Consider the following 11,981-nt stretch of genomic DNA (forward strand, 5'->3'; position numbering starts at 1 on the left):
ATACGTGGATGGATCCGGCACTGTGGCCCTCTTTCCTGATGTGGTGCGCCATCTTCAACTACGGCCTGCTGCTGCTCGGGTTCTTCGGCTTCGTGGCGTTCCACGAACCGATCTACCGCCTGCACCGCCGCTGGTTCGCGCTGTCCGCAACGAGATTCGACGCGACCGCCTATTTGCTGCTGGGCTTGTACAAGATCGGCATATGGATGTTCCTCATCGTCCCTTATCTCGTGCTTTGCTTCGTTCGCTACACGCCGTACTTCTGAGCCGGCGAGCGCAAGACCGGCCGTCCCGCAAGAACGGCGCGGAAGGATCGCGCCGCCGCCGCGCCCCCGCATCGTGCCGATCGGGTCGCGCGCGCTTTCGCCGGAACAGCAAGGAACGACCGATATGCAGCCCGACCACGACGCCCGCACTCTCCCGACCGGGTTGTCGAGCGACGAAGCGGCCCGCCGCTTGCGAGCCGATGGACCCAACTCGCTGCCGGAGCCGGACCGGCGCAGTCGGCTGAGTATCGTCGCCGGCGTCCTGCGCGAGCCGATGCTGCTCCTGCTGATTCTCGCCTCGGTTGTCTACCTGCTGTTGGGCGACGCGCAGGAGGCCGCCGCGCTCGCGGTTTCGGTGACGCTGGTGGTCGCCCTGACCGTGTACCAGGACTACCGGTCCGAGCGCGCGCTGCAAGCGCTTCGGGACTTGAGCAGCCCGCGGGCGCGCGCGATCCGGGACGGAAGAATCCGCTCGGTGCCGTCGTCGGAGTTGGTGGTCGGCGACGCGATTGCGATCGCGGAGGGCGATCGCGTCCCCGCCGACGCCCGGGTGTTCGGCGACGACGACCTCATGCTCGACGAATCCATGCTGACCGGCGAATCGATGCCGGTACAGCGGGGCACGGTCCCGGCCGGCGGATCGGATCGAAACCTCATCCGCGCCGGCACGCTGGTCGTACGCGGCCACGCCCTGGCGCAGGTCGAGGCCATCGGCGCGGCCACGCAGCTCGGCCGGATAGGCGAAGCCCTGCACACGCTGCGGTCGCCGCCTACGCCCATGCAGAGGGAAATCCGTCGTGCGGTGCTGATCTTCGCCGTGCTCGGCCTGGGCGCCAGCGTATCGGTCGCGCTGCTGTACGGCTGGACGCGCGGCGATTGGCTGCAAGGGGTGCTGGCGGGCGTCACCCTCGCGATGGCCAACATTCCCGAGGAGTTCCCGGTCGTGCTGACGGTATTTCTGGCCCTGGGCAGCTGGCGCATGGCGCGTCGCAACGCCCTGATCCGCCGCGCGCCGGCGATCGAAGCGCTGGGCTCGGTGACCGTCCTGTGCACCGACAAGACCGGCACCTTGACCGCGAACGAAATGGCGCTCGTCGAACTGGCGATCGGCGGCGAGCGTTCTACGCCGGCGGCCGCGGATTCCGCCGGGCTCGAGACGCTGCTGCGTTGCGCGAGCGAGGCTTGCCCGGAGCATTCGTTCGACCCCATGGACAAGGCGATTCGTGTCGCGGCTGCGGCTCGTTTCGGACCGCAGCCGCGGCCCGGCCCGACACCGGTTCGCGAGTATCCGCTGTCCAAGGAACTGCTTGCCGTCGTCCACGTCCGGCAGAGCCCGGACGATCCGTCGCTGAAGGTCGCCGGCAAGGGCGCGCCGGAGGCGATCGCGGACCTGTGCGGTCTGACCGTCGACCAGCGCTCGGCCGTGTTGCAGCTCGCCGCGGAGATGGCGCGCCGGGGCCTGCGCGTCATTGCCGCGGCCTCGGCCGTATGGAACGAGGGCGCGGCGCGGCTTCCGAGTTCGGCGCGCGGCTTCGGCTTCGAGTGGCGCGGCCTGCTCGGGTTCGAGGATCCGCTGCGGCCGGGAGTCCGGGACGCCGTCGCCGAGGCGCAGTCGGCCGGCATCCGAGTGATCATGCTGACCGGGGACCATCTCGATACCGCCCGAACGATCGCCGCGCAGGCTGGATTGGCTCGCCCGGACACCGCCATGCTGGGCGCCGAGCTGGAAGCGCTCGACGACGCGGCCTTGGCGCGGCATGTACGCGAGACCGACGTGTTCGCACGCGTAAAGCCCGAACACAAGCTGCGGTTGATCGATGCCTTGAAGCGAAGCGGGGAAATCGTGGCCATGACCGGCGACGGCGTCAACGACGCTCCGGCGTTGGTCGCGTCCCACGTCGGCATCGCCATGGGCGAGCGCGGCACCGACGTCGCCCGCGAGGCGGCGGCGATCGTCCTGCTCGACGACAACTTCGTGACCGTGGTCAGGGCGGTGCATCAGGGCCGCGTCATCTACGACAACATCGTGCGCGCGGTTCGCTACATCCTGGCCGTGCATGTGCCGATCACCGGCCTGGCCTTGTTGCCGCTGGTCCTCGGCGCCCCATTGGTGCTCATGCCGTTGCATGTCGTATTCCTGGAACTGATCATCGATCCGGCGTCCGCGCTGGTATTCGAGCGAGAACCCGGCAGCGCCGACGTCATGCAACGGCCTCCGAGACCGCCTTCGCAGCGCTTGCTGGACCTGTCGACCCTGTTGGGCAGCCTGAGCCAGGGAGCGATCGTCTTCGCCGCGGCGGCGGCGGTCTATCTCATCGGACGCGGCCGGGGCATGCCGACCGAGCAGGTGGCGGCGCTGTCCTTCATCGCCCTGATCTCGGGGAACCTCGGGCTGATCGTGGCGAACCGGGACCGCGCCCTTGCGCACTGGTTCGGCCCGGCCGGCAAGGCATTCTGGGTCCTGGTGTTGTCGGCGCTCGGCATGTTGCTCGTGGTCACCGTGTTCGAGACCCCGGGCGCGTGGTTCCGATTCGCGCCGCCTCCGCCCGGCCTGTCCGGCCTGGCCTTGCTCATGCCGCTGTGCGGACTGGGCGCGATCGAGCTCGCCCGCAGCCGGTTTTCGATCGCCCGGCGACGCCGCACCGCCCCGGGATGAGAGCGTCAGAGGCAGGACGTCGCAACGGCGCCGGCGGCGGCGATCTCGGACTCTTCGTCGACATCCACTCGCCAGATGCGCGCGCGGCTTTGCGGACTGTCGATGCGCGCATCGCCGCGGGCGTTGGCGGCCCGGTCCAACCCGATGCCGAGCCATCCCAGATAGCTCGCGATCGCGGCCCGCACCGGCGGCGAATTGGCTGCGATGCCGCCGGAAAAAATCAGATGATCGATTCCTCCCAGCCGGGTCGCCATGGAGGCGATGCCTTGTGCGGTGCGCAAGGCCAGGATGTCCAGGGCCAACGCCGCGTCGGCGCCGCCCGCGGCGAGCAGCTCGCGCACGTCGCCGGACAGCCCGGATATTCCGCGCAGACCGCATTGGTGGTACAGCGCCTGCTCGAGCGCATCCGCGCCAAGCCCCTGCGTTCTCAACAGATGCAGCAAGGCGCCGGGATCCAGCGACCCGCTGCGCGTCGCCATCGGCAGTCCGTCGAGCGGGGTGCTCGCCATCGTGGTATCGAGGCTTCGCCCGTCGGCCACCGCACAGAGACTGCAGCCGCCTCCCAGGTGAGCCAATACTGTCTTCTCCCGACCCAGGCGTGGGTGGGCCGCCTGTACGCGCCGCATCGCCGAGGCGAACGCGAGACCATGAAAGCCGTATCGCCTGATGCCCAGCGCATCCCAGGCTTTGGGCACCGCGAGCCGCCGGGCATTGGCCGGCAGGCGGGCATGCCACAGGGTATCGAACGCCGCGTATTGCCGGACCGCCGGCCATTGCGCCTGTACCCGGCGCACCAGGCCGAGCGCCGCGCCCTGATGCAGCGGCGCGAGGCCCGTCAGCCCATGCAATCGATCGATTTCGGCGCGGTCGAGCACGCGCGCGCGCTCGGCATCGCCACCGTGGACGATGCGGTGTCCGACCAGCGCCGGTGCCGCAGCCAGATCCAGAGTGCGGATCGCCTCGGCAAGCGCGGCGTCCAGGTCGGGGCTCGAACTGTCCAGTGCGATCTGCATCCGCTGCGAGAGCCGGATCGGCCGCGCCGGCGAAGCGCTGCAGCGTTCGAATCGCGCCGCCTTGAGCGTGGCCGACCCCAGGTTGAGCACCAACACGCTCGCTTCGTCCGATTCATTCATCGCGCTCGTCCCGCCACAACACTCCCGGCGTGCCCCAGCCCAGGGCCGCGTCGTACTCTTCGGCGCTGAGCCAGGCAGCCGCGCTGCGGTTCGTCACGGTGGCGGCGGCGATGAGAACGTGCGCCCAGGTACACCGATTGGCGAACATCAGCCCGTCGACGTCGAGGGTGCCGCCGCGGTTGCGATAGCCCAGGGCGGCGGTCAGGCCCGGCCCGTCGTCCAACCTGCGCAGCGCACCCAGGAACGGTTCCGGACGCATATGGGTCAGCAGCACCCTCGGCCGTCCCGGCGCGAACCAGCGCCTTACCGCCTCGTCGTCGTGCACGTAGCCGGCTTCTTCCTCGTCGCGGGGCGTCCTGAACCGGCCCGGCTCCGCGAGATAGATCAGATTCGCCGCTACGCCATGCAAGGCGAGGCGGCGCCAGGCCTTCCTCGCCGCCGCCAACTGGTAGGCGCCGGTGGCGACCAGGTCCAGCGCCGCGTCGAGATCCTGTTCGAGGAACAGCACGCCGTCGTGTTGCAGCCTCGTCGCCTGCTCGGCATCCAGCACGACCGGTAGCGCGCGCTTGGGGACGACCAACGCGACGATCCGGCCGTGATCGGCGTACACCGCCTGCAGGGCGGCGCAAGCGCTGTTCGCGTCCGCAGGGAAGACGACCCGCACCGAGTCCTGCATTTCGCCGAGCAGGGCCTCGACCAGGGTCGGATCCTGATGCGACTGCTCGTTCTTGGCGTTCTCCCAGGTGTGCGAGGTCAACACCAGCGGAACCGACAGCCAGCCCGGAGCCCGGCCGGCGCGGCGCAGCTGCCGGGCGAAAGTCAGTTCCTGCCGGAGCGCACCGAGCATCTTCACCGCGAACGCTTCGTAGGTGACGACGAGGTTGATGCCGCCCTTGTTGGCCAGTGCGGCGCAGACCACCGCCTCCTCGTTGAGGGCGGTGACGACGCTGCCGGCATGGGATTCGGCCACGCCGGGCTCGGGCGACTGCACGCGATGCTTGAGCAGGTCCAGCGTGCGGTCCAGACGGTTGCTGCGCAGCTCGTCGGGATTTCCGACGCGCACCCGCAGCCCGGGGTTGGCCGCCAGTATCGCCACGAAGCATTCGTCCAGCGCCGCCATCGGCGAGGCCGACTCTCCGAGCGCGCGCCATCGCGGCGACGGCGCTGCGGGCGGGCGCACCCGCCGCGTGGCCAGAGCGTGGTCCCGCTCCATCGGCCGCCCCTGCCGAGCGTGCGTGGCCAGAACCGAGATCGCCTCCCGCAACTCCGGCTCGGCTACGTGCAAGGTCCTGCATGCCGCGTTGAACTGGCGGCGCGAGTCCTCGTCGCTCGAGGGATTGCCCGGTAACGGCAGATTATGGGCGCGGTTGCTGCCGGCGCCCGGAAAACCATATCCCTTGGGCGCCTGCGCGATCCCGTACCGCAACGGCGCGCTGGTGTCGAAGCCGGCGCTCGCATAGGCGTCGATGCGGGTCTGTTCGCGCAGCTCGATCGCGTGAATGCCCCAGGCGATGCTCGCCGGATCGCGCCCGTCCAGCCCGATCGGCTGGAATCCGTTGAGCCTGAGATGCGCATGCAGCCAGCGCTCCCCGCCTTCCTGGGCGATCTGGCTGCGCTGTTCGATCCTGCGCCCGTTGAGCACCATGATCGGCGCGACCAGGCCGCAGTCGTGAGGGCGCCACCAACGCGGCGCCCAATCGCTGCCCCGCTGTTCTTCGAAAGCGCCGTCGCTGAGGAAGGCCACCAGCCGTTCCCCGGGCAGCGGCGCATGCACGTAGTGCAGTTCGGCGAAGCCGAGATAGCCGCCTTCCTGCAGGCTGCCGGCGGTATAGGCGTTCACATGCGAGCCTAACGGAGACGCCGGGTGTCCATCGCAGCCCACCTCGCAGGAATAGAAATCGCCGACGAACCGCGACAGGCGCCGGTCGTCCAGGCCGTAGCGTCCGGCATGCTCCGGCGTCATGTTGGCCGTCAGCAGATTCAGCGCATCCACCGCGGCGACGCAGTGCCCTTGCCCCATCAGCCAGGCGCGCGTGTGTCCGGTCAGCGCATTGACCGCGAGATAACCGGCGTAGGCCGGAACCATGTTCAATGAACCGCCGGTATGGCCCTCGGGATGGCGCTTGAACTGCCCGGCGTCCAACGCGCCGCCGTCCAGCCGAACCGCCTGGGCGTAGGTCATGTGAACGACCAGCCACATCCCGGCGCTCGCGATGCGGTCGGCAGCCGCCAGGCGGCGATAGCCGGTCGCCGCATCGGGAAGCGCGCCTTGCCCGACCAGCGCTTCGATCCATGCATGAATCCGCACCTGGGTCAGCGGATCGTGCACGATCGCGCCATACCCGGCGGCCCAGTGGGCGAAGCCGCGGTCCCTGGTGCGCCGATCCGCCGCTTCGGCCTCGATCCGGCGCCGCGACGGGGCGTCCAGTTCCGCGCTCGTGGCGCAGGCCAGCGCGAGTTCCTCAGGGGTTTCGTCGTAAATCATGGCCCGGCTCCTTTGCCGATTCTTTCCAGGTGCGCGGCCGCAGCGCGGGCGATCGATTCGGCCAGGCCGATCCGGTTGCTGACATGGGCGATGCTGTCGGTGCTGACGATGCGTTCCAGCCCGGAGCGTTTCAGCAGCTCATAGGCGTCGCCGCTGAAGACCGGATGGATCACCACGGCGACCGGCGGCGCAAGCCCGAGCCCGCGCAACTGTTCGGCGGCGGCGATCAGCGTCCGGCCGGTGGAAACGATGTCGTCGACCAGCACCGGAGTGAAGCGCCGCAGGCGTTCCGGGTCGGGCGCGCTCACCTCGACCTCGCGATCGCCGCGGCGTCGTTTGCGCAAGACCTCGTAAGGCATCCCGGCCTGCCGGGCGATGCCCGCGAGCCATTGCGCGCTCTCGCCGTCGGGGCCGATCAGGATCGGGTCGCGGACCTCGCCGCGTATCCATTTCGCCAACTCGGGCGTCGAGTCCACGCAGGAAACGGGGATACGGTAGAGCTCGCCGAGCGTGCCGATGCGATGCAGATGAGGATCCACGGTCGTCAGCCAGTCGACGCTCTGATCCAGGAACCCGGCGAACGCTCTGGCCGCGACCGCTTCGCCCGGGCGAAAGCGGGCGTCCTGGCGCATGTAGGCCAGATACGGCGCCACCAGGCCGACGCTGCGCGCGCCGAGCGCTTTCGCGGTGTCGGCGACGAACCGCAGGGGCAAGGCCTTGCGGTCGGGATCGGCCAGGCTCGCGAAAACGACGACGTCGGCGCCTTCGATCGCAGGGTCGATTCTCACCAGCGACTCGCCGTCGGGGAAATGCCGCCACTCGAGCTCGCCCACCCGCGCGTGCAACGCCCGCGCTACCGAACCCGCCAGCGCGCCATCGTCGGGAAAGGGCAGCACGACCGTGGTCATCTCGGCGCGCCTCGCACGCTCAACGTTTCCGGATGCGCCCTGGCGTAGTCCAGCGCATATGCCAGTTCGCCTTTCGATCCGGCATGAACCAGGAACAGCGGCATCCCGCGCCGGATCGAATCGCCCTCGCGCAGCGTGCACACCACTCCGGCCGTCGGCTGGCGGGGCGCGCCCGCCAGCTTCGCTATGCGCGCCAGCTGGCGGTTGTCGATGCAGCCCAGCCGCCCGTCGAACGAGGCGACGAAGGGTTCGACGAAGCGCGCCCTGCCCGGCTCGCGGAAGCCGCCCTGGGCCTCGCAGATCGCGAGGAACTTCCTCATCGCCGCCCCCGACGCGAGCGCGCCCGCGGCCTGGGCGCGCCCGCTCCCCGGCGCGATGCAGGGCAACAGCTCGAGCACCGCGCCGGCGACGTCGAGTGCGCGCTCGCGCAGATCGCCCGGCGCCTGCGGCGAGTTGCGCAGGACCTCCAGTACGTCGTGCGCTTCCAGCGCCGGCCCGATGCCGCGCCCGACCGGCTGGCCGCCGTCGGAAATATGGATGCCGATGCGCAGGCCGAGCGCTTCGCCGACGAAGGCCAGGCGCCGCGCGATCGCATCGGCGGCGGCCATCGTGCGCACTTTGGCGGTGCGGCCCACCGGGATGTCGATCAGAACGTGGGTGGAACCGGCCGCGACCTTCTTCGACAGGATGCTCGCGACCATCTGGCCGTCGCCGTCCAGGTCCAGGGGCCGTTCTATCTGAATGAGGACATCGTCGGCGGGACTCAACCGCATTCTCCCGCCGGACGCCATGCAGCCCCCTTCGCGGTTCACCACGCTGCGCAAGGCCGCGACGTCCAGGTCGACATCCGTCATGGTCGCCATGACGTCGGCAGTGCCGGCCGGCGAGGTAATCGCCCGGGAGGAGGTTTTCGGAATCCGGTGGCCCAGCGCGGCGACGATCGAGACCACGATCGGCGTGGTCCGGTTTCCGGGCAGGCCGCCGACACAGTGTTTGTCGAGCACCGGTCCCGCGCCCCACTCGATCCGGTCCCCGACGGTCACCATCGCCCGTGTCAGCGCGACCGATTCGTCGAGGTCCAGGCGGTCGCCGGCGCAGGCCGTGACGAAGGCCGCCAGTTCGATGTCCGACAGCCTGGCCGCGAGCGTGTCGCGCAACACCGCTTCGAACTGCGCCTCGCTCAGACGCTTTCCGAACACTTTGGCGCGCAACACGCTGGCCGAACCCGGGGGTTCGGCGTGAGCCAGGCTCACGGTCGCGCCGGGTTCCGGCGCGAGCATCTGCCATGCGGCTTCGGACAACGCCGCCTCGTCCGTGCCCAGCCACTCGCCGGTGACGATATTCAGCAGGGCCACGGCTTCGCGCCCCTCGCATTGCACCCGCACTCGGGTCAGCGCCGCGAATCCCTCGGCGCGCGACACCGTGCAGTCCCGGTGCAGATACACCACGGGCTGCCGGTAGGTGTCGATGCCCGCACGCCGCACCGGCAAGCCGGCACCGGACCGATCGGGGCGGCGATCGGGGCCGCGATCGCGGACGGGGTCGGGGCCGTCGTGGCTCTGCGTCGATGGCATGTGCGGATCCAGGAAAACCCGATCTCACACTAGAGCGCTCGAACGACGCGGTATTGACCTCGGTCAATCGCGGCCGATGCCGCCGTCGCCCGCTCGCTCGCTGCGCGTTACCGTCCGGCCGGCTTCGCGCACGCCGGCGCGCAACCGGACTGCGCGGTCAGTTTCGCGCGCGCGGCCGCATCTCGATCACCTTCTTCAGGATCAGCCGGACCGGCGCGGCATCGCCCTCGCCCCGATGCTCGGTGACCTGCAAAAAGTAATCGTTGCCCGGCCGGAACGCGAAACCTTCGACATCGGCGCACGTAGAGACCCAACCGTCGCGACCGCGCTGGAGCAGCCGATAGTGCAGAACCGGCTCGCTTCGACCGCAGGCTTCGCTGGACATCGCGTAGACCCGCTTTTCGACCGCGCCGCCGGCGATATGACCCACATCGGCCGGGCTGCCGTCGAGAAAGATCTGCGACACGCAGCCGCCGAGGGGAACCGCCAACGCGAGTGCAAGCAGCCGTCTCATGATCGATCCTCCTCCAGGTTGGCGAGCCGGATCGGACCGGCAGCCGACCGCACCGTGCGATGCGTCGGCGCCGGCGCCCGCTCGTGCAGGCGATTGCAGGCTAATCCGCCCGGGCGCGAGCGCACTGACTCAGATCAAGATCCGGTTCGGCGCGTTCCCGAAGGCTTCGGCGCTGCCGCCCGCCTGCGTCGACGACCGCCCTCCGGCGCAGGCGCAGCGCTAACGTCCGCCGCCGCTGCGAAAGATCGACATCAGCAGCCACAGGCCGGCAAGCGAGGCCCCGGCGAAACCGATCAGCCCGAACAGCGGCAGGCCGAACAATGTGGGCCCGCCTTCGACGGTCATCGCGATCGACGAGCCGACGATCAGCGCGGCGATCACCATGCTGCCGGCCAGGCGGTTGGCCGAGTGGGCCATCTGGCTGCCGAAACCGCGCAGCTCGTCCATCCCGATATGCAGCCGCGCCCCGCCGGTGCGCATCGCGCGCAGCGCCCGCCGCAGGTCCTGGGGCAGGCTCGCCAGCACGCTGGCGGTATCCGCCAGCGACCGGGCGCCGCGGCGCGCGACCGCGCCCGGATGCAGCCGCGCGCTCATCGCCCGGCGCAGGAACGGGCGCGCCTGCAGCGCCATGTCGAACCCAGGGTCGAGACTGCGGCCCATCCCCTCCAGGGTCAGGCAGACCTTGATCAACAGGGCCAGGTCCGCCGGCAACGCCAGCCGATGCGACCGCAGCAGCGCCACCACCTCGAGCAGCATCGCCGCCAGGTCGAGCCGCCCCAGCGGCACCCCGTGATAGCGGTCGATGAACGCGTCGATGTCGATGGCCAGCTGGCCTTCCTCCACATCCGCCCGCCCGGTCCAGTCGAGCAGCACCTCGGTGACGCGCTCGGGGTCTCTTTCGACCAATCCGAACAACAAGCTCACCACTTCCGCGCGGCGCGCGCACGACAGCCGGCCGACCATGCCGAAGTCGATCAAGGCGATGCGGCCGTCGCGCAGCACGAACACGTTGCCCGGGTGGGGATCGGCGTGGAAAAAGCCCGTCTCGAGCATCATTTTCAGCACGGCCTGCGCACCGGCGCGCGCGATTCCGGTGCGGTCCAGGCCAGCGGCGTCCAATGCCGCCAGGTCGGCTACGGCGATGCCGTCGACGAAATCCTGGACGTTCATCCGCTCGTTCGTGTACGGCCAGTGCACCGCCGGAACCACGACGCGTCCGTCGCCGGCCAGGTCGGCGGCGATGCGTTCGGCATGCCGGCACTCGGCGGCGAGGTCGAGCTCTCCCAGCAGCGATGCGTGGAACTGCCGGACCATGCCGAGGGGATGATAGCGGCGCATGTCGGGAAACTTCGCCTCGATCTTGCCTGCCGCGTACTGCAGCAGGCGCAGGTCGGCCTCGATGAGCGGACGGATGCCGGGGCGCCGTACCTTGACGACGACCTCGCGACCGTCCGGCAGTCGGGCCCGATGCACCTGGGCGATCGAGGCCGCGGCCAGCGGCGAGGGATCGAGCCAGGCGAACATCGATGCCGGATCGCCTGCCAGCGCCGCCGACATTTCCGAGCGGATCGCCTCGAAAGGCACGGCCGGAACGGCGTTCTGCAGGCGGCTGAACTCGGCGATCCATTGCGGCGGAAACAAGTCCACGCGCGTGGCCAGCACCTGGCCCAGTTTGACGAAGGTCGGCCCCATTTCCTCCAGCGCGCAGCGCACCCTCACCTGCGGTGGCATCGCCACCAAGCGCTCGAGGCGCTCCAGCGGCAAGATCCGGCCGGCCCGTGCGAGCGTCCGCGCGAGCCCGAGCCGACGCACCAGATCGCCGAACCCGTATCGCACCAGGACCGAGGCCAGAGTGTGCAGCCGGCCGAGATCCTGGCCGGCGGTCAGCGTCTCCCACATGCGCGGCGACTCCTTGCGGTATGGCGGCCGTGCCGCCTCGACAGCGGGCGGTTCAGCGCACGATCGTCACCGGCACCGGGCAGCCGACCAGCACTTTGCTGGTCACCGAGCCGAGCAACAGACTCTTCAGCGCCGACCTCCCGTGCGAGCCCATGATCACCAGGTCGCAACGGCGGGTCTTGGCGAACTTGAGAACGGTGGCGGCCGGGTCGCCGACCACCAGATGCTCTTCGCAAACGGCCTTGGCCCGTTTCAACAGCGCCCTGGCCTTCTGCGTCGCCGCCTTGCCGTTATCGGCGTGGAAGCGAGCCGTGCCCTCCAGCCCGAGGCTGAGCGCCACGCTGCGCATGAGCGGCTCGTCGGCATACAGCAGGTGCAGCTCGGGCGGCTCTTCGAGCTCGCCGGCGAGACGTATCGCATGGCGGACGGCGCGCAGTGCGGCGTCGCTGCCGTCGACCGCGATCAGGATGCGCATGACTGTTCTCCTTGGCACTTGAGTAGCCACAGGATCCCGCACGCGTGCGGCGCCCGTCTTGACCGAGATCA

General features: G+C 69.8%; 9 protein-coding genes. 2 read left to right on the forward strand and 7 right to left on the reverse strand.

Annotation, left to right across the window (positions count from 1 at the left end):
- Window positions 1-8 precede the first annotated feature (8 nt).
- Both AC6CH2_RS06790 and AC6CH2_RS06795 read left to right on the forward strand, forming a co-directional pair.
- Window positions 9-266, forward strand: coding sequence for a DUF6868 family protein (locus AC6CH2_RS06790; RefSeq protein ID WP_498268549.1), 258 nt, complete (start codon window positions 9-11; stop codon window positions 264-266).
- 124 nt (window positions 267-390) lie between these two features.
- Entirely contained in the window at window positions 391-2,922 is a 2,532-nt protein-coding gene (locus tag AC6CH2_RS06795; protein ID WP_498268550.1) for a cation-translocating P-type ATPase, read from the forward strand.
- 5 nt (window positions 2,923-2,927) lie between these two features.
- Here the strand turns inward: AC6CH2_RS06795 and AC6CH2_RS06800 are convergent, their stop codons facing one another.
- The 7 genes from AC6CH2_RS06800 to AC6CH2_RS06830 all read right to left on the reverse strand — a co-directional run bounded on the left by AC6CH2_RS06800 (window position 2,928) and on the right by AC6CH2_RS06830 (window position 11,910).
- On the reverse strand, window positions 2,928-4,055 hold the full coding sequence (locus AC6CH2_RS06800) for an acetate/propionate family kinase (protein WP_498268551.1): 1,128 nt from the start codon (window positions 4,053-4,055) through the stop codon (window positions 2,928-2,930).
- Complete coding sequence (locus AC6CH2_RS06805; RefSeq protein ID WP_498268552.1) at window positions 4,048-6,540, reverse strand: phosphoketolase family protein; 2,493 nt, start codon at window positions 6,538-6,540, stop codon at window positions 4,048-4,050. Before AC6CH2_RS06805 ends, AC6CH2_RS06800 begins: the two co-directional genes overlap by 8 nt.
- On the reverse strand, window positions 6,537-7,448 hold the full coding sequence (locus AC6CH2_RS06810) for a ribose-phosphate diphosphokinase (protein ID WP_498268553.1): 912 nt from the start codon (window positions 7,446-7,448) through the stop codon (window positions 6,537-6,539). Before AC6CH2_RS06810 ends, AC6CH2_RS06805 begins: the two co-directional genes overlap by 4 nt.
- Complete coding sequence (locus AC6CH2_RS06815; RefSeq protein ID WP_498268554.1) at window positions 7,445-9,022, reverse strand: thymidine phosphorylase family protein; 1,578 nt, start codon at window positions 9,020-9,022, stop codon at window positions 7,445-7,447. The genes AC6CH2_RS06810 and AC6CH2_RS06815 overlap by 4 nt, the downstream gene beginning before the upstream one ends.
- 157 nt (window positions 9,023-9,179) lie before the next feature.
- Entirely contained in the window at window positions 9,180-9,536 is a 357-nt protein-coding gene (locus AC6CH2_RS06820) for a hypothetical protein (RefSeq protein ID WP_498268555.1), read from the reverse strand.
- 219 nt (window positions 9,537-9,755) lie between these two features.
- Window positions 9,756-11,435 carry an ABC1 kinase family protein gene (locus AC6CH2_RS06825; RefSeq protein ID WP_498268556.1) on the reverse strand — a complete coding sequence of 560 codons (1,680 nt, stop codon included), beginning with the start codon at window positions 11,433-11,435 and terminating at the stop codon, window positions 9,756-9,758.
- 52 nt (window positions 11,436-11,487) lie between these two features.
- Window positions 11,488-11,910 carry a universal stress protein gene (locus AC6CH2_RS06830; protein ID WP_498268557.1) on the reverse strand — a complete coding sequence of 141 codons (423 nt, stop codon included), beginning with the start codon at window positions 11,908-11,910 and terminating at the stop codon, window positions 11,488-11,490.
- Window positions 11,911-11,981: the final 71 nt, after the last annotated feature.

Source organism: Lysobacter sp. GQ73 (genome assembly GCF_059758755.1).